Genomic DNA, 18,102 nt, shown 5'->3' with positions numbered 1-18,102 from the left:
TATATAATTATGGCTGAAATTAAACCTGCTGAAATATCAGCAATATTAAAACAACAGTTATCAGGTTTTGAATCTGGTGCATCGTTAGAAGAAGTTGGAACAGTACTTCAAGTTGGAGACGGTATCGCTCGTGTTTACGGATTATCAAACGCTCAATACGGAGAGTTAGTACAATTCGAAAACGGATTAGAGGCGATTGTATTGAACTTAGAAGAAGACAATGTTGGGGTGGTACTTTTAGGACCATCAACAGGAATCAAAGAAGGTTCTACAGTAAAAAGAACACAACGTATTGCTTCTCTTAAAGTAGGAGAGCAAATGGTAGGTCGTGTTGTAGATACTTTAGGTAACCCAATTGATGGTAAAGGTCCAATCGGTGGTGAGTTATACGAGATGCCATTAGAAAGAAAAGCTCCTGGAGTTATCTTCCGTCAACCCGTAACTGAACCATTACAAACAGGAGTAAAAGCAGTTGATGCGATGATTCCAGTAGGTAGAGGTCAACGTGAGTTGGTTATTGGTGACCGTCAAACTGGTAAATCAACAGTTTGTATTGATACCATCTTAAATCAAAAAGAATTTTACGATGCAGGAAAACCTGTATTCTGTATATATGTTGCAATTGGGCAAAAAGCTTCAACTGTAGCAGGAATCGCAAAAATGTTAGAAGAAAAAGGTGCAATGGCTTATACCGTTATTGTTGCTGCAAACGCTTCTGATCCAGCTCCAATGCAAGTATATGCTCCTATGGCAGGTGCTGCAATTGGTGAGTATTTTAGAGATTCTGGTCGTCCAGCTTTAATTGTTTATGATGATTTATCTAAACAAGCAGTAGCGTATCGTGAGGTATCTTTATTATTAAGAAGACCACCAGGACGTGAGGCTTACCCTGGAGACGTTTTCTACTTACACTCTCGTTTATTAGAAAGAGCTTGTAAAGTAATTAACAACGACGAAATTGCTAAAAACATGAATGACTTACCAGATTCTATCAAAGGAATCGTTAAAGGTGGTGGTTCGTTAACAGCATTACCAATTATCGAAACTCAAGCGGGTGACGTATCTGCATATATCCCAACAAACGTAATTTCGATTACTGACGGACAGATTTTCTTAGATGGTGATTTATTCAACTCTGGAGTTCGTCCTGCAATTAACGTAGGTATTTCTGTATCTCGTGTGGGTGGTAATGCACAGATTAAATCAATGAAAAAAGTATCAGGTACTTTAAAATTAGACCAAGCACAATTCCGTGAATTAGAAGCTTTCGCGAAATTTGGTTCTGACTTAGATGCGGTTACTTTAAACGTTATTGAAAAAGGAAAAAGAAACGTTGAAATCTTAAAACAAGGTTTAAACTCACCTTTTACAGTAGAAGATCAGGTGGCTATCATTTATGCAGGTTCTAAAAACTTGTTAAGAAATGTACCAGTTGTAAAAGTAAAAGAATTTGAAAAGGATTTCTTAGAATACTTAAACGCTAAACACAGAGATACATTAGACGCACTTAAAGCAGGTAAGTTTGATGACGCTATCACTGACGTTTTAGAAAAAGTAGCGAAAGAAATTTCAGCAAAATATAATTAATTAGTCAATTAGACAATGTGTCAATTAGACAATTAATTGGCACATTGATAAATTGGCACATTGACAAATTAACAAAATGGCAAACTTAAAGGAAATACGTAATAGGATTACTTCTGTTTCATCTACGATGCAAATTACATCGGCGATGAAAATGGTTTCTGCTGCAAAATTAAAAAAAGCGCAAGATGCTATTACAGCAATGCGTCCGTATGCAGAAAAACTTACTGAGCTATTACAAAACTTAAGTGCAACTCTTGAAGGAGAAGTTGGTGGTGCTTTTACAGCTCAAAGAGAAGTAAATAAAGTACTTATCGTTGCAATTACTTCAAACAGAGGTTTGTGTGGTGCGTTTAATACGAATGTAATTAAACAAGCAAAAGCAGTTGCTGATACATATGCAGGAAAACAAGTAGATATTTTTGCTATTGGTAAAAAAGGAAACGACGTTTTGCGTAAAACAAACAACGTAATCGAAGTTAACAATGTTATTTTTGACAAATTAACTTTCGAAAATGCTTCTGATATTGCACAACAATTAATGGATAAATTTGTGGCAGGTGATTACGATAAAATCGAAATCGTTTACAACGAATTTAAAAATGCTGCGACTCAAATTGTAAGAACACAACAGTTTTTACCTTTAGCTCCAATCGTTGGTGGCGAAGTAGTAGCTTCTGATTATATTTTTGAACCATCTAAAGAAGAAATTGTGTTGACATTGATTCCAAAATCATTAAAAACACAATTATACAAATCAATTAGAGATTCATTTGCAGCAGAACACGGAGCGCGTATGACAGCAATGCATAAAGCAACCGATAACGCTACAGAATTAAGAGACCAATTAAAATTAACTTACAACAAAGCGCGTCAAGCAGCAATTACAAACGAAATCTTAGAAATCGTTGGTGGAGCAGAGGCTTTGAAAAGCTAGTTTTAATACACATATTTATAAAAAGTCTCGATTTATTCGAGACTTTTTTGTTTTATATTTTTGAGTAATTTAAATTATAGAACCACAGGAAAGGATTTGTGAGTGAGTGGCGTGACACGTTAGGCATTGCGACTGAAAGTACCTATAAACTCGACAGTAAAAAATTCAACCATTTTTTTGTAACTTGCACACAAATTTTTAATAGACAAAATAAATGAGTTTAAAACAGACAATAAGTATTAATGAATTTGATGGGAAAAGCTATCAAATTAGACTTGTTGAAGGCATTGAAGAGAAAGCTGTTTTGACACATTATCTACATAATTATAGAAATGGCGTAAAAATGCATTACGAAAAAGATGCAATTTCAACTCTAAAAAATTTTATAGAATATAAACAAGAAGAAACTGAACTTCCGATTGTTGAAGAAGACGCTTTGCAACAACTTTTGTTTGAAGTTGAAAATGTACCGTTTCCAACGCCAGAAAATTATAGCTTCAAATTCATTGATTTATTTGCGGGAATTGGCGGTTTTAGATTAGCATTGCAAAATGTTGGCGGAAAATGTGTATTTACAAGCGAATGGGAAACAGCAGCTCAAAAAACTTACAGAGAAAATTTTGGAGAAATTCCATTTGGTGATATTACAAAAGAAAGAGTTAAAAATTATATTCCACAAGAATTCGATGTTTTGTGCGCAGGTTTTCCTTGTCAAGCATTTTCAATTGCAGGAAATCGCAAAGGTTTTGCTGATACAAGAGGGACTTTATTTTTTGACATTGAACAAATTATTGAAAAACACAGACCAAAAGTTGTATTTCTTGAAAATGTAAAAAATTTAGTTTCTCATGATAATGGGAATACATTTAAAACTATAATTTCAGTTTTGGAAGATAAATTGGGTTACAAAGTTTTTACAAAAATTTTAAACTCAATGACATACGCAAATATTCCTCAAAATCGTGAAAGGATTTTTATAGTTGCGTTTGACCCAAATCAAGTTAAAAATTATGCTGATTTTAAATTTCCTTCGGAAATTAAATTAACTAAAACTATTCACGACATTTTGGAAAAAGGGAAACAAGCTGATAATTTATATTATCAAAAGGACCATCAATATTATCCTGAACTGAAAAAAGCATTGACATCAAAAGACACTGTTTATCAATGGCGTAGAGTTTACGCAAGAGAGAACAAAAGCAATGTTTGTCCTACTTTGACAGCTAATATGGGAACTGGTGGACATAATGTTCCATTGATAAAAGATGATTTTGGAATTAGAAAATTGACGCCAAAAGAATGTTTTTTGTTTCAGGGTTATCCCGAAAATTATATTTTACCAAACTTAGCAAACAGTAAACTTTATATGCAAGCTGGAAATTCTGTAACGACAACTTTAATTGAAAGAATTGCAAATCAAATTATTGAAGTTTTATGAAATCGTTTGCAGAAATTGACATAGAAAGAAACGGAAATTATTTGAAATTGCTTTCCGCAGTTTCAAAGCTTTCAGGGTTGTTCAGTGAAAGCGCAATACCTTTCATTAATTATCGTGTTGCTGAAAATATTTTTTGTAGAAGTTTTGATGCAGGAAATTTATCACGTTCTGATACTGCTTTTGATGCAAATTATAATTCTATTGGTGTTGGTTTGAAAACTTTTACTTGTAACACGAATAACAGCACTGAAAAAGTTGCAGAATTTAATTCACTTTCTAGAGTTTTAGCAGAGTTTAAAGGCAAAGAACTTGCTATAAAATTAGGCGAATTTAGAAACGATAGAATTAATTTGGCAAACAGACTTTACAACATCGAAAGTTCACTTTATCATATTGTAGCACGAAAAGAAAATGAACTTTTGCTTTATGAAACAGACTATAATACAATTGATATTGCAAATATTCATTCTGTAAAAGATAATAAAGCGAGTTTACAATTTGAAGATGGAAATAATTTCTATTCTTTCAATTATTCAAAAAGTACACTTTTTAGAAAGTTCATTATTCCGCAAAATGCATTTAGATTACCAATTGATATTATTGAAGACCCATATTCTTTGCTTCTTGAATTGTTCGAGGAAAACAAAGATTTAAAAACTGCAACTGATAAACTTGTAAAAGGCGAAAATTATGTGGTTTTGCCACTTTATGGTATTCAGAAAAAAGAGAAATTTATTTTTGAACGGAGTGGTTTAAATCAATGGAATGCAAACGGAAGAAAAAGAGATTTTGGAGAAATTTATATTCCAATTCCTGCGGAATTGCACAGAAAATATCCAAATTTCTTTCCGCAAAGAGATGAGATTTTCAATTTACAAATTCCAACAGGAGATATTTTTTCTGCAAAAGTTTGTCAAGAAAATTCAAAAGCATTAATGACAAATCCCAACAAAGCATTGTCAGATTGGCTTTTGCGTAAAGTTCTACAACTTAAAGAAGGTGAGCTTGCAACAATGGAAAAATTGGATAAATTAGGTTTTGACAGCGTAATTATTATGAAAGATAATAATGGAGATTTTAAAATTGACATTATGAAAACAAATACTTACAACGAATTTAATAAAGAAACCGAATAAAGTACACCCACATTAAACCCTAACTAGCCCAAAATCACATTCCTCCCCCACAAACAAATTCTCAAAGCCACAAATTCATTTAACAAAACCTTTTTTCCCTCATTTATTTTTATTGGTATATTTGTAAGTAACAAACTATTTTCCAATGAAAAAATATTGCTGTTTCTTCTTACTACTTTTCACATTTTTTGGTAATGCTCAAAATCTTCGTTTAGAAGACATCATGAAAGGTGACGAATTCATCGGGCACCAACCCGAAAACCACCGTTGGTCTATCGATGGGCAAACCGTTTTATTTGATTGGAACCCGAATAACGAAATCGATAACAGCACGTATTTTTGGAACAAATCGAGTAAATCGCCTCAAAAAGTAACGACTTCAAATCCTATTTATGATTTGGATTTTATGGCAACACAGAAAGATTATGATGTTGTGTATTATACCAATCAAGGCGTTTTGTATGCGTATACCAAATCCACAAAAAAGATTAAGAAAGTCATTCAATTAGCAGACCGAATAGTTTCTGTTCAAAGAAGTAACAATCCAGAAATTCTCTTTTTTCAGCAAAATAGAAATGTTTTTCAATTGAATTTGAAAGATTTCACCATCATTCAGTTAACTAATTTTAAATCAGGAAAAGAAAGTAAATCATCAAAAGAAGAAGATTCGTTCTTGAAAAACCAACAAAAAGAATTGTTTCAATTTGTTCGTGATGAAGCAAAAGCAGATGAATGGAATGAAGCGCAATCTAAAACCAATAAAGAGAAGTTTCCAAAAGAAATTTTCTATGATAAATCATCGTTAGAACAAGTAAAAGCATCGCCTGATGGAAAATTTGTAACGTTTCGAACTTCAGATTATCCAACGCAAGCTTCGACCAATATAGAGCATTTCATCAGCGATGATGGGTTTACTCAAAGCAAAAAAGCACGCGCAAAAGTTTCGGTAGAGGGTTTCAGTAAGCATAAATTCGGAATTTTCAATGTAGAAAAAGATACTACGTATTACGTTTCATTTTCTAATTTATCGGGCATCAAAGAAGCGCCAAAATACTACCAAGACTACGAAAATCTAAAAGATAAATCGGATTACGAAACAGCAATAGTAATGCAAAGTCCAGTGTATAGCAAAGACGGAAAAAATGCTGTGTTGGAAATCAGAAGTCAAGACAACAAACACCGTTGGATGGTGCAATTGGATTTAGTTTCAGGAAAAATCACCGAATTAGATCACCAACACGACGAAGCATGGATTGGCGGACCTGGAATTCCAGGCTATAGTTTTAGTAGCGGAACATTAGGTTTTATTGATAATTCCACTATTTATTTTCAATCGGAAGCTACTGGTTTTTCACACTTGTACACGTACAATTTAAAAACCAAGAAAAAAGAAGCAGTAACAAAAGGTAATTGGGAAGTTCGAAATGTTCAATTATCGAATGATACCAAATCGTTTTACATCACAACCACCACAACACATCCAGGCAACAGAAGTTTTTATAAATTAGACATCGCTTCTAAAAAAATGACCGGAATTTTAACGAATGATGGTAATTATGAAGTGGAATTATCTCCAGATGAACAAACACTTTTGGTACGCTATTCGTATAAAAACAAACCTTGGGAATTGTATGTGGGTGCTAACAAACCGAATGCAGATTTGAAACAAATTACCTTTTCAACTACGCCAGAATTCAAAAAATACAATTGGAAAACACCAGAAGTTATCACATTTAAAGCAGAAGACGGAACGACAGTCTACGCACGTTTGTACCAACCAAAAGTAGAAAACAAGAACAAAGCGGCAGTCATTTTTGTACACGGTGCTGGATATTTGCAAAATGCTCACAATTATTGGAGCACGTATCACAGAGAATTCATGTTTCACAATTTACTTACCGATTTAGGCTATACCGTTTTAGATATCGATTACAGAGCCAGTGATGGTTACGGACGTGATTTTAGAACGGGAATTTACCGTCACATGGGTGGAAAAGATTTATCGGATCAATTGGATGGAAAGAAATATTTAGTAGAAAAAGCAGGAATTGACGCGAATCGTGTTGGAATTTACGGCGGTTCGTATGGTGGATTCATCACGTTAATGGCTTTGTTAACAGAACCAGGGGAATTCAAAGCAGGAGCAGCGTTACGTTCAGTTACCGATTGGGCGCATTACAATCACGGTTACACCTCAAACATTTTGAATTTCCCAGAAACTGATCCAGAAGCGTACAAGAAAAGTTCACCGATTTATTTTGCGAATAATTTACAAGACAAGTTGCTGATGTTACACGGAATGGTAGACGACAACGTGCAATTCCAAGACATTGTTCGATTAACGCAACGATTTATCGAATTGGGTAAAAAAGACTGGGATTTAGCCGTATTTCCAGTAGAAGCCCACGGATTTACAAGAACGTATTCTTGGGTTGACGAATACAGAAGAATTTTAGACTTATTCAACGAAAATCTATTACAAAAATAAAATGCCACAGTTACTCGAATTAGGAACAAAAGCCGAAATGTTGGAGCAATTATCCATCATCCAACAATTATATCCCGATTATACACTTCAAATTTATGGCGATTTGTTAGACAAAATGATTCCGCACAATTACAAACAATTAATTATAGTAGAAAACGGAATAACAATGGGTTTAGCTGGATTTTGGATTGGAACTAAATTGTGGTCTGGCAAATATTTAGAATTAGACAATGTGGTGGTTCACGAGGATTTTCGTTCCAAAGGAATTGGCAGCATCATGACCGAATATCTCAATCAAAAAGCCATCGATGAAGATTGTAACATGATTGCCTTAGATGCGTATACGACCAATTTTGGCGCTCAAAAATTCTACATGAATCATGGTTTTGTCCCCAAAGGATTTCATTTTGTGAAATATTTAAAATAGAGATTATGAAAAACTATGTATCGTTACTATTCTTGATTTTAGTCACTAGTTGTTCTAGTCAGGATAAAATAATCAAAGAATCAGCGATTGTGGCTTCATATGAAACTTGGGTTGCTGGAGTGCGAGGTGGAGGAAGTGGAATTAATTTTTACCTTGAATTGAAATCAGAATTACCATCAAACGTCGAATTGAAAAAAGTAATTTTTAGAGGATATGAAGTGTCTTTTGAAAAACAAGATAATTTGCATTTTCAGGCAATGATTAAAACGTCTGGCAATCAACAAAAATTTGAAGGTGATGATTCTCAAATTTACACCAGTCCTAAAAATGCCTTAACATTAGCCGAAAATGAAGCCATCTTAATTTTCTCAAAAAACGGCAAAGAAATCCGTCAAACTATTAAAGAAGTAAAAGAAAGACCAATGTTACTTTATCCTTCGGCAAAACCAAAGAATTAATTACATTTGTTATTCTAAAAATTATAAATGAGTCTTTATAAAAGTCTTTTTAAACAAACAGCGATTTATGGCATAGCAACAGTTTTGCCTAGAATAATTAGTTTTATTCTGAATCCAATTTTTGTCTATTATCTTACCGATAAGGAAAAAATGGGCGAGGTTTCTGTGATTTTTTCCTATTTGGTGTTCTTCAACGTCATTTTATCTTACGGAATGGAAACAGCTTTTTTCCGATTTTATAATTCGGAAAGTGATAAAAAAAATGTAGTTTCAACAGCAACGGTTTCAATTTTTTGGTCTACCATTGGGTTTTTAGCGTTATTTCTACTTTTTAGAAAAAATCTAGCACTTTGGTCAGAAATTAATGTAGAATATATCGTTTTTACTATTTGGATTTTAGCTTTTGATGCCTTAGCGATAATACCTTTTTCTAAAATTAGAGCAGAAGGTCGTCCAATAAAATATGCTGTAATTAAGATTTCAAATGTATTGATTAATTTGGTCTTGAATGTTTTCTTTTTGATTCTGCTACCCGATATTGCTACTGAATCTTCAAATTCTTTCATTCAAACTATTTATCATGATGATTTTCAAATTGGCTATATTTTTGTATCCAATTTAATTGCTAGTTTGGTCACTTTAATTTTTGTTTTACCTGATTATTTCAAAATAAAATGGCAATTTGATGCTGATTTGTGGAAGAAAATGATGCACTACGGTTTGCCTATTTTAGTGGCTGGAATCGCCTTTGCTATCAACGAACATTTTGATAAAATTTTATTGGATTGGATGGATGTTGACATGGCAGATATTGGAGCCTATTCCGCTTGTTATAAAATCGGAATGTTTATGGTGTTATTTCGCACAGCGTATTCTCTAGGAATTGAACCCTTTTTCTTTAGTCATGCCAATAATGAAAATGCACCACAAACCTATGCTACAATTACCAAATATTTTGTCATTTTCGGTTCGTTTATTTGTTTGGGAGTGATTGTTTTTGCAGATGTTTTAAAATTAATTTTAGTACCAAAAGCTATTTACTGGGATGCGATGGATGTGGTGCCTTTAATTGTGTTGGCGAATTTCTTTTTAGGTATTTACACTAATTTATCGGTTTGGTACAAATTAATCGACAAAACTCGAATTGGCGCTTATATTTCAATAGTAGGAGCAATAGTAACTTTAGTTTTAAACTTGCTTTTAATTCCAATCATAAGTTACATGGGTTCTGCAATTGCAACCATTTTGGCTTACGGAACCATGATGTTGATTTCGTACTATATGGGACAAAAAAAATATCCAATTCCATACGATAAGAAATCGATTTTTACTTATTTAGGTTTGGCAATAGTTTTATCAGGATTGTCTTTTTATATTGAAATATTTAGAGAAACCTATATATTCGGAATTGCAGCTATCTTGTTTTTTGCTTACTTTGTGTACCGAAACGAAAAGGAAACTATTTTAACGATTATCAGAAGAAAATAATAACTTTGAATTATAGATTTAGTTAGGATTTCTCCAATTTCTAAAATCTGTATTCCAAAAAAAAATAGAATTAAAAATGCAAATTAAAATCATCAATAAATCAAATCACGCGTTACCAAACTACGAAACCATCGCTTCGGCTGGAATGGATTTACGTGCGAATATTTCAGAACCTATTACATTAAAATCATTAGAAAGAACCATTGTAAAAACGGGACTTTTTATTGAATTACCAATTGGTTATGAGGCACAAGTTAGGCCAAGAAGTGGTTTAGCAGCCAAAAAAGGAATCACCGTTTTAAATTCACCAGGAACAGTTGATGCCGATTACCGTGGAGAAATCGGGGTTATTTTAGTAAATTTATCCAATGAAGATTTCGTAATCGAAAACGGAGAACGCATTGCCCAATTAATCATCGCCAAGCACGAACGAGCAGAATGGATTGAAGTAACCGAATTATCAGAAACTTCAAGAGGAGAAGGCGGTTTTGGTAGTACGGGAGTAAAATAAGTGTTCAGTGTTCAGTATAAAGTGTTCAGAAAAAATATCAAAATATAATCTTAGCAAACTTTGTGAAACACCTTTGCGAGCTTTGCGTTTAAAATATAAAACATGAAAATAATTGTACCAATGGCAGGTCGTGGTTCACGCCTTCGCCCACACACTTTAACCATTCCAAAACCATTAATTCCAGTAGCAGGAAAGCCAATCGTTCACCGATTAGTGGAAGACATTGCTGGTGTTTTAAATCAGAAAATAGACGAAGTTGCGTTTATTATTCATGAAAGTTTTGGTAAAAAAGTAGAAGATGATTTAATTGCGATTGCTCAGAAATTAGGCGCAAAAGGAACCATTTATTATCAAAACGAGGCTTTAGGAACAGGTCATGCCATTATGTGTGCTAAGGATTCTTTAAGTGGTCCCGCGGTTATCGCTTATGCCGACACGTTAATTCGTGCGGATTTTGATTTGGATACTTCAGCCGATAGTGTTATTTGGGTAAAACAAGTCGACCAGCCAGAAGCTTTTGGTGTGGTAAACTTAAATACAAACGGAGAAATTATTGAATTGGTGGAGAAACCAAAAGAATTCGTATCGGATTTAGCGGTTATTGGAATTTATTATTTCAAAGATGTTGCTGTGTTGAAAAACGAATTGCAATCGGTTTTAGATAATAACATTATTCATGGTGGCGAATACCAAATTAACGATGGTATCAAACAAATGATGGCAAAAGGCATGAAGTTTGTTCCAGGAAAAGTAGATGAATGGATGGATTGTGGAAACAAAGACGTTACTGTTGAAACGAACACAAGAATGCTAGGGTTTTTACATAACGATGGCGAACATTTAGTGGATTATGATGTAAAATTAGAAAATTCAACGATAATTCCTCCATGTTACATAGGTGAAGATGTAGTATTGATTAATGCTACGGTAGGTCCAAATGTTTCATTAGGAAAAGGATGTCACGTGATTGATTCTACCATAAAAAATAGTTTAATTCAAACGCATGCTCATATCAAAAATGCCAATTTAGATAATGCTATGATTGGGAATCACGCGAGTTTTGATGGTAATTTTACTAGCATTAGTATTGGTGATTATTCAGTTTTAGAATAGATGATAAAGAAAAAACACATAGTTTTATTTACGTTCCTGCTTTTCAGTTTTGGGAATCAATTGTTTGCGCAAGAAAATCCCGATGCGATTGCTTTGGTGGACGACCAATTGGAAAATAATTTTTACGAAGCTGTAAAACAACGCGGCATCGAAAATTACGATAAAGCTATTGTGTCGATTCAAAAATGTATTGAAAAAGAACCCAAAAATGCGGCATTTCAATATGAATTGGGTAAGAATTACTTAAGTCTCAAAAATTATGTTGATGCCGAAAGTGCTTTCAAAAAAGCAATCGAGTTAGACAACAAACAACGTTGGTATTGGAACGGATTGTACGATGTATATTATCAAACCAAAGATTTTCAAAAATCGATTCCCATTGTAGAAAAGTTAATTGAGTTTGATCCGAACATGAAAGAGGATTTGGTTTCGCTTTTTATGAATACCAATCAACACGGAAAAGCATTGCAATTGTTAAAAGATATGGAATCTAAATCTAAGTTAACCAGTACTATGGAGTTCTATAAATTGAAGATTCAAGAATCCAACGCCTATTCAAAACCACAAAAGGAACAATTAGAAGAAGCAATTAAAAAGAATCCAAAAGTCGAACAAAATTACATCGATTTGATTGTTTTGTATACGAGTTTTAATCAAGAAGATAAAGCCTTTGAAGTAGCAAAACTGTTGGAAAAAGAAATTCCAAATTCTGACTGGGCACACGTGAGTTTAGTAAAATTCCATTTAAACAATAACGACGGCGATAATGCCTCAAAATCGATGTTTAAAATTTTGGATAATGACCGAATGGATTTAAAAATCAAACACCGCGTTTTTAATGAATTTCTCATTTTTGCCTATAAAAATCCAGCCTATTTAAAAGATATTGACAAAGCAATCCCTTATTTTGATATTGATAGAGAAATCAACGTAGCCAAAGAACTTGCTAAATTTTTCTGGAATAAGAACGATTTAGAAAAAACCGTTTACTATTTTGAGAAAGGACTTAAAAAGAATCCAGAAGATGTAGATGCAATGGAATTATATTTAGAAGCGTTGATTCAAAAACAAGATTATCAATTAGTTACAAGAAGAGCTGATGATTATTTGGAATTGTTTCCAACACAATCAGATTTTTATTTTTATTCAGGTTTAGGATACAATCAACTTAAAGAATTTAAGAAAGCGAAAAGCATTTTAGAAAATGGCTTGGATTTTGTAATTGAAAACAAAGTATTAGAAGCCAATTTTTACAAACAATTAATTATCAGTTGCGAAAATTTGAATGATAATGCTAAAAAAGAATTGTATAACAACAAATTAAAGCAATTACAAAAATAAATGAAATCAATACTATCTGCTTTTGTGCTCTTTATTTTGATAGGGTGTAAATCAAAACAAGCCGTTGCCACTGCTGCAGCAAATGAAAACACGGAAGTTACAAAAATCATAAAAGGTCATTATCAAAATAAGCACGATTTCTCTACTTTGAATATTAGAGCCAATGCTAAATATGAAGACGAAAAGCAATCGCACTCTTTGAATGCAGATATTCGTATAAAAAAAGATGAAATCATTTGGATTAATATTAAATTTTTAGGTCTTCCTATGGCAAAAGCAATGATTACGCCAACTAAAGTGAGTTATTATGAAAAACTAAATAACACTTATTTTGATGGCGATTTCAGTTTGTTAAGTAATTGGTTAGGAACCGATTTAGATTTCAATAAAGTACAGAATCTATTTTTAGGAAAAGCCATTGATGATTTAACAAAAGACCAGTGGATTTCTGTAGTGGTTGAAAAAATGTTCAAATTGTCGTTGCCTTCAAATTCTGATGTTTCTAAAGAATTTTATTTTGAAGGAGCCAATTATTTATTAAAAAAAGAAACCATTAACCAAGAAAGTAAAAAGCGCAGTTTAGAAATTCGTTATCCATCTTTTAAAGATGAAAATGGAATGTTCTTGCCTAACACAATTAATATTTTAGCGGAACAAAAAGATAAAGTAACAATTGATATTGAATATAAGCAAACAACATTTAATGAAAAACTGAGTTATCCTTTTTCAATACCTAGTGGTTATTCGGCTGTTGAAATCAATTAATTTTTTATTTACATAAAAAAACTACCTTTGTAAAAATCTATCTTGCATGAATCATTTTTTTAAAATAATATTCTTCTTTTTTATCACCTCAATGTGTTTTGCTCAACCTTCTGAACAACAAAAGTTGGAAGAACGTAAGGCGCAAATTCTGAAAGAAATTTCAGAGAATAAGTCACGATTAGAAGCCGAAAAAAAGAAAGAAAAATCAGTTTTAAAACAAATTGATCAGCAAAAAAATCTGATTCAATTAAGACAGAAATTGCTCAATACTACAGCAAAACAAACTCGCTTGTTAAGCGACGAAATCTATTTAACACAATTAGAAATGAACAAGTTAAATAGAGAATTAAAAGTTTTAAAAGAAGATTACGAAAAAATGATTGTAAAATCATACAAAAGTAGAAACGAACAAAGTCGTATTATGTTTGTTTTATCTTCCGAAAATTTCCTTCAGGCATACAAACGTATTCAGTATATGAAACAATATGCAGGATTTAGAAAAATGCAAGGGGAAGAAATTAAAATTAAGCAGCAAAAATTAGTAGTTGTTGAAAATCGTTTAGCTGAAAGTAAAAAGGAAAAAGAAATTGTTTTAGTTCAAACGGAAAAAGAAAAGCAAGAGTTAGAAAAAGAGAAACAAGAGCAAGAACGCTTAGTTAAATCGATTCAAAAAGATAAAAAGAAATTAGCGGCAGAAATTGATAAAAAACAAAAAGAAGCTAAACAATTAGAAAGAAAAATTAAGCAAATTATTGCTGCTGAGATTGCCGCAGCCAATAAACGAAATGCCGCTAAAGCAGGTTCTCCAGCCCCAAAAGCAGGAACAGCTGAGTCAACCAAATTCTTGTTAACTCCAGAAGGGAAAATTGAGTCTAATAATTTTAAAGCCAACAAAGGGAAATTACCTTGGCCAGTGGAAAAAGGAAACATTTTTCAAAAATATGGTGATCAACCACACCCTATTCATAAAAATTTAACCGTTCACAATAGTAGTATTGAAATTTCAACTGAGAAAGGTTCTTCTGCAAGAGCTGTTTTTGCTGGAGAAGTATTTCAAATACAAGTAAATGAAAACAATAGAAATTGGAAAGCGGTCTATGTTAGACATGGAGATTTTATTACCATTTATATGAATCTATCTTCAGTTAATGTGGTTAAAGGTCAAAAGGTCAATATCAAACAAAAGTTAGGAACAATTCACACTGATAATTCAGGAAGTACCACCATGAAATTTGCAGTGTTACAAAATACAACTTATCTCAATCCAGAATTATGGTTGAATTAAAAAACTATGAGGTCTAAACGGCCTCATTTTTTTTGAATCATAATTTCTTGTACTTTTATACTTCAATTGTAAATCATGAATGTAGCCCACATCAAAATACTGCACATCGACAGCAATCATCCCTTACTTTGGGAACAGCTTCAGAAAGCTGGTTTTCATAACGTAGCTGATTTCACTTCCTCTAAACAAGAAGTTGAAGCTAAAATTGAAAACTACCACGGTATTGTTATTAGAAGTCGGTTCAAAATTGATAAAACCTTTTTAGACAAAGCAATAAATCTACAATTTATAGCACGTGTTGGGGCTGGTTTAGAAAGTATTGATTGCGATTACGCTACTGCAAAAGGAATTCATTTAATTGCGGCTCCTGAAGGAAATGCCAATGCAGTTGGAGAACACGCGATAGGAATGTTATTATCACTTTTTAATAATTTAAACAAAGCCAATAACGAAGTGAAATCCGGACAATGGAAGCGCGAAGCCAATCGCGGACATGAGTTGGAAGGTAAAACAGTTGGAATTATTGGTTATGGAAATATGGGAAAATCATTCGCAAAAAAATTGCGGGGATTTGATGTAACCGTTTTATGTCATGATATTTTACCGAATATGGGAAATGAAAATGCAACTCAAGTTTCATTATCCGAACTTCAAGAAAGAGTAGATGTTATAAGTTTGCACACACCTTGGACACCCGAAACCGATAAAATGATTAATTCCGATTTTATTAATAAATTCAAAAAACCATTTTGGTTTATAAATACTGCACGAGGAAATTCAGTCGTGACCACTGATTTGGTTGAAGGATTGAAATCAGGTAAAATTTTAGGGACAGGATTAGATGTTTTAGAATACGAAAAATTATCTTTTGAAACCTTATTTGAAGGTGAAAAGCCTACTGCTTTTAAATATTTATTAAATGCTGAAAATGTATTGTTAACCCCACATATCGCAGGTTGGACGTTTGAAAGTCACGAGAAATTAGCCCAAGTTATTGTAGATAAAATTTGTAAGATTTATCAATAATTTTGTAACATTTAACTTAGTTGTCGACTAATACAGAAAATATTTTTTATATTAGCATTTCATGGCGCATCCGAAAAGCCTTACGAGTAGGAGACAACTAAAACAAACAATTTTACAATGGAATCACAAAAAGTAGACATGTTCATGATGGCGAACGCAAAATTTTTCGAAGGTCATCAATTAAATGCTATCAGAGAACGTTTATTACAAATGGATGATGATAAATGGCCAATGGTACAAACTCTTCAGTTCAAAGACCCAACAACTTCTTTGTTAATTTCAATTTTTGCAGGTGCTTACGGAATTGACCGTTTTTACATTGGTGATACTGGAATGGGAGTTGGAAAACTACTTACTTGTGGTGGTTTAGGTGTTTGGGCTATCGTGGATTGGTTTTTAATTCAAGGTGCTACCAAAGAGAAAAACATGGAATTATTCAACAGAACTTTTATGTTCTAAATAATGCATAGAAACAAGCTTTATTTATTTATCTTATTTGCTTGTTTTATAGGGTATAGTTGGTTGCTTTTTTCTTTGCATCACGAACACGAAATTCAAAACCAAGAATTTACCGTTTGCTTGTTCAAAAAAGTAACCACTGTTCCTTGTCCGTCTTGCGGAACTACACGTGCTGTAATGCAACTTTCACACGGAAATTTTCTTTCAGCTATTTTTATTAATCCTTTTGGCATACTTGTTGGACTAATTATGTTAGTCGCTCCCGTTTGGATTAGCTATGATTTCATTCAAAAAAAGGAATCGTTTTATACCGCTTATTTAAAAATTGAAATGATACTAAGAAAACGAAAAGTTGCCATGGTGCTAATCGTTTTAGTAATTGCCAATTGGGTTTGGAACATTAAAAAAAATCTATGATTACAACTACAAAATTTAATTATCAACCCCATGATTCGGAGCTAGAACGAGCTTCAAATAGTTATTTGATGTCGTTAGTAGCCGTAATTGGAGGTTTACCATTGCCTATTTTAAATTTAATGGCAAGCGTGTTCTTTTATCTAGGAAACCGTAAAAGCACTTCTTTTGTGAAATGGCATTGTACACAAGCCTTGGTTTCACAATTGGGATTGTTTTTCTTTAATAGTGCTGGTTTTTGGTGGACAGTTTCTGTCTTGTTTTATGATGAAATAGCAACCAATTACTATTTTGCTTACATTATTACGTTAGTGATTTTTAATTTAATTGAGTTCTTCTCTACATTAATTATCGCAACTAAAGTAAGAAAAGGGCAACATACCGAGTTCTTCTTTTTTGGAGATGTTACTAATTTAATTTGCAAAACAAATGAAGGCATTAAGTAAAGGATTAGTTATTATAGCACTATTTTTTGGTGTTTGGATGCTGTTGTCGCAAATTGATTTTGTGAAACATTTTAGAGTCAAAGAAGCTAAAACAGGAACCGAAAAAACACTTGGCGAAGTTATTTGGAATGAAATCGAAGAGACTGAAACAGTTATCTTTGATGATTCCATTGTGAATACTTTGGATTCCTTGTTATTGCCTATTTGCAAAGAAAATGGTATCGAAAGAGATAGCTTAAAAGTTCACATTATTGATAAAGATGAAGTAAATGCTTTTGCAATGCCCGATAATCATTTAGTGGTTTACACAGGTTTAATCAAAGCTTGTAAAAATGAACAAGCATTATTAGGTGTTTTAGGTCACGAAATTGCGCATATTGAAGGTAATCATGTGATGAAAAAACTATCGAAAGAAATAGGTCTTTCGGTTTTATTATCTGTAACTACAGGTTCAAATGGTGCGGTTTTAAGTGAAATTTTAAAAACACTTTCATCATCAGCCTACGACAGAAGTTTAGAATCTGAAGCTGATATGGAAAGTGTAAAATATCTCCTGAACGCCAATATCGACCCAAGACCATTTGCTGATTTTCTTTACGAATTATCAGTAGATAATGAATTACACAAATACACCTATTGGGTTTCCACACATCCCGAATCAGAGGCAAGAGCAAAAACTATTTTGAATTATTTAAAAGGGAAGAAAATTAAATCTAAGCCTATTTTAACCAAAGAAGCTTGGGAAAATTTTAAAGAAAAGGTTGAGAATGTAGAATAATTATTTAA

18 protein-coding genes are annotated in these 18,102 nt (G+C 32.8%); all 18 read left to right on the top strand.

The genetic code is table 11. The annotated features are described in order from the left end of the window. The first annotated feature begins 9 nt into the window (after positions 1 to 9). The 18 genes from atpA to RSE15_RS07740 all read left to right on the top strand — a co-directional run bounded on the left by atpA (position 10) and on the right by RSE15_RS07740 (position 18,094). Entirely contained in the window at positions 10 to 1,587 is a 1,578-nt protein-coding gene (atpA, locus tag RSE15_RS07825) for a F0F1 ATP synthase subunit alpha (protein WP_008255651.1), read from the top strand. Between the two features lie 76 nt (positions 1,588 to 1,663). Further along, entirely contained in the window at positions 1,664 to 2,521 is an 858-nt protein-coding gene (atpG, locus tag RSE15_RS07820; protein WP_133608822.1) for an ATP synthase F1 subunit gamma, read from the top strand. A gap of 214 nt (positions 2,522 to 2,735) precedes the next feature. Next, positions 2,736 to 3,959 carry a DNA cytosine methyltransferase gene (locus RSE15_RS07815; RefSeq protein ID WP_324067269.1) on the top strand — a complete coding sequence of 408 codons (1,224 nt, stop codon included), beginning with the start codon at positions 2,736 to 2,738 and terminating at the stop codon, positions 3,957 to 3,959. Continuing rightward, positions 3,956 to 5,095 carry a phospholipase D-like domain-containing protein gene (locus RSE15_RS07810; protein ID WP_324067267.1) on the top strand — a complete coding sequence of 380 codons (1,140 nt, stop codon included), beginning with the start codon at positions 3,956 to 3,958 and terminating at the stop codon, positions 5,093 to 5,095. The genes RSE15_RS07815 and RSE15_RS07810 overlap by 4 nt, the downstream gene beginning before the upstream one ends. A gap of 145 nt (positions 5,096 to 5,240) precedes the next feature. Continuing rightward, a complete protein-coding gene (locus RSE15_RS07805; RefSeq protein ID WP_324067265.1) occupies positions 5,241 to 7,583 on the top strand; it encodes a S9 family peptidase in 2,343 nt (780 codons plus the stop codon). A 1-nt stretch (position 7,584) separates the two neighbouring features. Beyond that, the gene (locus RSE15_RS07800) at positions 7,585 to 8,010 is read left to right on the top strand and encodes a GNAT family N-acetyltransferase (protein ID WP_324067263.1); all 426 of its coding nucleotides are present in this window, start codon (positions 7,585 to 7,587) and stop codon (positions 8,008 to 8,010) included. 5 nt (positions 8,011 to 8,015) lie between these two features. After that, on the top strand, positions 8,016 to 8,468 hold the full coding sequence (locus tag RSE15_RS07795; RefSeq protein WP_324067261.1) for a hypothetical protein: 453 nt from the start codon (positions 8,016 to 8,018) through the stop codon (positions 8,466 to 8,468). Between the two features lie 27 nt (positions 8,469 to 8,495). Then, positions 8,496 to 9,956 carry a lipopolysaccharide biosynthesis protein gene (locus RSE15_RS07790; RefSeq protein WP_324067259.1) on the top strand — a complete coding sequence of 487 codons (1,461 nt, stop codon included), beginning with the start codon at positions 8,496 to 8,498 and terminating at the stop codon, positions 9,954 to 9,956. Between the two features lie 76 nt (positions 9,957 to 10,032). After that, complete coding sequence (gene dut / locus RSE15_RS07785) at positions 10,033 to 10,467, top strand: dUTP diphosphatase (RefSeq protein ID WP_324067258.1); 435 nt, start codon at positions 10,033 to 10,035, stop codon at positions 10,465 to 10,467. Positions 10,468 to 10,569: 102 nt separating this feature from the next. Beyond that, positions 10,570 to 11,580 carry a sugar phosphate nucleotidyltransferase gene (locus RSE15_RS07780; protein WP_324067256.1) on the top strand — a complete coding sequence of 337 codons (1,011 nt, stop codon included), beginning with the start codon at positions 10,570 to 10,572 and terminating at the stop codon, positions 11,578 to 11,580. Continuing rightward, on the top strand, positions 11,581 to 12,921 hold the full coding sequence (locus tag RSE15_RS07775) for a tetratricopeptide repeat protein (protein WP_324067254.1): 1,341 nt from the start codon (positions 11,581 to 11,583) through the stop codon (positions 12,919 to 12,921). It begins immediately after the preceding gene. Beyond that, on the top strand, positions 12,922 to 13,686 hold the full coding sequence (locus tag RSE15_RS07770; protein ID WP_324067252.1) for a lipoprotein insertase outer membrane protein LolB1: 765 nt from the start codon (positions 12,922 to 12,924) through the stop codon (positions 13,684 to 13,686). Positions 13,687 to 13,732: 46 nt separating this feature from the next. Continuing rightward, a complete protein-coding gene (locus RSE15_RS07765) occupies positions 13,733 to 14,971 on the top strand; it encodes a murein hydrolase activator EnvC family protein (RefSeq protein ID WP_324067250.1) in 1,239 nt (412 codons plus the stop codon). A gap of 75 nt (positions 14,972 to 15,046) precedes the next feature. Next, on the top strand, positions 15,047 to 15,997 hold the full coding sequence (locus RSE15_RS07760; protein ID WP_324067248.1) for a 2-hydroxyacid dehydrogenase: 951 nt from the start codon (positions 15,047 to 15,049) through the stop codon (positions 15,995 to 15,997). Positions 15,998 to 16,114: 117 nt separating this feature from the next. Further along, entirely contained in the window at positions 16,115 to 16,456 is a 342-nt protein-coding gene (locus RSE15_RS07755; RefSeq protein ID WP_324067246.1) for a TM2 domain-containing protein, read from the top strand. Positions 16,457 to 16,459: 3 nt separating this feature from the next. Then, on the top strand, positions 16,460 to 16,873 hold the full coding sequence (locus RSE15_RS07750; protein ID WP_324067244.1) for a DUF2752 domain-containing protein: 414 nt from the start codon (positions 16,460 to 16,462) through the stop codon (positions 16,871 to 16,873). After that, positions 16,870 to 17,316, top strand: coding sequence for a magnetosome magnetite crystal formation protein family (locus RSE15_RS07745; RefSeq protein WP_324067242.1), 447 nt, complete (start codon positions 16,870 to 16,872; stop codon positions 17,314 to 17,316). Before RSE15_RS07750 ends, RSE15_RS07745 begins: the two co-directional genes overlap by 4 nt. Next, the gene (locus RSE15_RS07740; protein ID WP_324067241.1) at positions 17,300 to 18,094 is read left to right on the top strand and encodes a M48 family metallopeptidase; all 795 of its coding nucleotides are present in this window, start codon (positions 17,300 to 17,302) and stop codon (positions 18,092 to 18,094) included. Before RSE15_RS07745 ends, RSE15_RS07740 begins: the two co-directional genes overlap by 17 nt. Positions 18,095 to 18,102 lie beyond the last annotated feature (8 nt).

This window comes from Flavobacterium sp. (assembly GCF_035195345.1).
Taxonomy (GTDB): Bacteria; Bacteroidota; Bacteroidia; order Flavobacteriales; family Flavobacteriaceae; genus Flavobacterium.
The sequence above is the reverse complement of the archived record's forward strand: the minus strand, read 5'-3'. Positions and strand labels throughout refer to the sequence as shown.

Bases quoted from the DNA above. Each gene is read 5' to 3' on its own strand.
- atpA (WP_008255651.1), top strand. From the start codon at position 10: ATGGCTGAAATTAAACCTGCTGAAATATCAGCAATATTAAAACAACAG.
- atpG (WP_133608822.1), top strand. From the start codon at position 1,664: ATGGCAAACTTAAAGGAAATACGTAATAGGATTACTTCTGTTTCATCT.
- RSE15_RS07815 (WP_324067269.1), top strand. From the start codon at position 2,736: ATGAGTTTAAAACAGACAATAAGTATTAATGAATTTGATGGGAAAAGC.
- RSE15_RS07810 (WP_324067267.1), top strand. From the start codon at position 3,956: ATGAAATCGTTTGCAGAAATTGACATAGAAAGAAACGGAAATTATTTG.
- RSE15_RS07805 (WP_324067265.1), top strand. From the start codon at position 5,241: ATGAAAAAATATTGCTGTTTCTTCTTACTACTTTTCACATTTTTTGGT.
- RSE15_RS07800 (WP_324067263.1), top strand. From the start codon at position 7,585: ATGCCACAGTTACTCGAATTAGGAACAAAAGCCGAAATGTTGGAGCAA.
- RSE15_RS07795 (WP_324067261.1), top strand. From the start codon at position 8,016: ATGAAAAACTATGTATCGTTACTATTCTTGATTTTAGTCACTAGTTGT.
- RSE15_RS07790 (WP_324067259.1), top strand. From the start codon at position 8,496: ATGAGTCTTTATAAAAGTCTTTTTAAACAAACAGCGATTTATGGCATA.
- dut (WP_324067258.1), top strand. From the start codon at position 10,033: ATGCAAATTAAAATCATCAATAAATCAAATCACGCGTTACCAAACTAC.
- RSE15_RS07780 (WP_324067256.1), top strand. From the start codon at position 10,570: ATGAAAATAATTGTACCAATGGCAGGTCGTGGTTCACGCCTTCGCCCA.
- RSE15_RS07775 (WP_324067254.1), top strand. From the start codon at position 11,581: ATGATAAAGAAAAAACACATAGTTTTATTTACGTTCCTGCTTTTCAGT.
- RSE15_RS07770 (WP_324067252.1), top strand. From the start codon at position 12,922: ATGAAATCAATACTATCTGCTTTTGTGCTCTTTATTTTGATAGGGTGT.
- RSE15_RS07765 (WP_324067250.1), top strand. From the start codon at position 13,733: ATGAATCATTTTTTTAAAATAATATTCTTCTTTTTTATCACCTCAATG.
- RSE15_RS07760 (WP_324067248.1), top strand. From the start codon at position 15,047: ATGAATGTAGCCCACATCAAAATACTGCACATCGACAGCAATCATCCC.
- RSE15_RS07755 (WP_324067246.1), top strand. From the start codon at position 16,115: ATGGAATCACAAAAAGTAGACATGTTCATGATGGCGAACGCAAAATTT.
- RSE15_RS07750 (WP_324067244.1), top strand. From the start codon at position 16,460: ATGCATAGAAACAAGCTTTATTTATTTATCTTATTTGCTTGTTTTATA.
- RSE15_RS07745 (WP_324067242.1), top strand. From the start codon at position 16,870: ATGATTACAACTACAAAATTTAATTATCAACCCCATGATTCGGAGCTA.
- RSE15_RS07740 (WP_324067241.1), top strand. From the start codon at position 17,300: ATGAAGGCATTAAGTAAAGGATTAGTTATTATAGCACTATTTTTTGGT.